Source organism: Candidatus Competibacter denitrificans Run_A_D11 (assembly GCF_001051235.1).
Classification (GTDB): domain Bacteria; phylum Pseudomonadota; class Gammaproteobacteria; order Competibacterales; family Competibacteraceae; genus Competibacter_A; species Competibacter_A denitrificans.
This window is the reverse complement of the sequence record NZ_CBTJ020000078.1, coordinates 1-1,239: the sequence shown is the minus strand read 5'-3', so window position 1 is coordinate 1,239 and position 1,239 is coordinate 1. Positions and strand designations below refer to the sequence as shown.

Here is a 1,239-nt window from a genome sequence, read left to right as displayed (position 1 = left end):
GCCCTCAATCGCTTCGCCATTCAATTCGAGGGCCGCTTGCCACTCTCACTCCACTAACCAAAACCGCATTTACACAAAAAATTTGACAGACTCCTATCGCGTGCTTCAACACCATTTAGAAGAATTTATACGCTATTTTAAATGGTCGCTTGTCAGTCGTGATGAATTTGAGCGGCTATGCCTTGTTGATCCCGATACCCTCACCGATATTCAACGCGCGGCTCGATTCTATTACTTGCAAAAGCTCAGTTTTGGCGGGCGTATTGCCTCACCCACCTTTGGAACGGCAACAACAAGACCGCCTCGATTGAATCTCTTGCGCATTGAGGAGGAGTTATCGGCAGCGCACCTGCGGCTGGCGCGGGTGACGATTGAGCATCTGCCTTATGAGACGCTTATTGCATGTTACGACCGGCCATCGACGTTTTTCTATCTCGATCCGCCGTATTGGGGCTGCGAGGACTATTACGGAAAATCGTTCTTTAGCCGTGCTGATTTCGCGCAATTAGCGGATCAGCTTCGAGGCATCGCCGGAATGTTCATCCTGAGCCTAAACGACGTGCCAGAGGTGCGCGATGTCTTCCGCGAGTTCCGAATCAGGGTCGTACAATGCACCTATTCCTGTTCTCGCACCACCCGCCCCAAGGTAGGCGAAGTTCTAATTTCGAATTTCGTACTGCCGTGATTCGTCCGAGGTTGTTAAGGGACAGATGGAATCCATCTTTTAAGGAAGAACAAGGAAAAAACGGGATCAACAAGGACAAGCACTTAGCGCGAGCCTAAAGACCTCGTTTGACAGATACATCTCCCGTCCTTGCCGACATTTTGACACATAAAATCCTACCCCTGACGCTGGTCATGCGCCCGGATTAGAGCTTCGATCTGGTCGATAGGCAGCGTATCACCTGGCTTCTGCTCTACGTTGATGGCTATGCCTACGTCGCCGTTAATGATTATTGAAGGGCGAACCCATTCCTGCGACGGCTTAATATGGTCTTTGAGTAAACGGACAATATCCGCCCTTTTATCTTCTTCTATCATAGAGATACCACTTAAGTCATTGTCTTGATCAGTCGCAGCACCGGTGTTTTTTCGAGGCTGCCGCTTTCTGAATACCATTCATATATGGCCGCTACCAGCTCCGCCTTCTTATCAGGGTCCATCGTCACCCCTTTCTCGCTGAAGGCTTGTTCGACCGTTTCTATGGCCAGTCGAAGCGTCTTTATATCAAGCACTGGC

Annotated in this window: 3 protein-coding genes; 1 reads left to right on the top strand and 2 read right to left on the bottom strand. The window is 49.9% G+C overall.

Annotated elements, in window-relative coordinates:
- On the top strand, nucleotides 1-685 hold a 685-nt coding region (locus BN873_RS19635; RefSeq protein ID WP_102047047.1), incomplete at its 5' end, for a DNA adenine methylase.
- A gap of 155 nt (nucleotides 686-840) precedes the next feature.
- Here the strand turns inward: BN873_RS19635 and BN873_RS14400 are convergent.
- Nucleotides 841-1,041 (bottom strand): hypothetical protein, encoded by a 201-nt coding sequence (locus BN873_RS14400; protein ID WP_048675112.1) that lies wholly within the window; start codon nucleotides 1,039-1,041, stop codon nucleotides 841-843.
- Between the two features lie 11 nt (nucleotides 1,042-1,052).
- On the bottom strand, nucleotides 1,053-1,239 hold a 187-nt coding region (locus BN873_RS20475), incomplete at its 5' end, for a hypothetical protein (protein WP_048675109.1).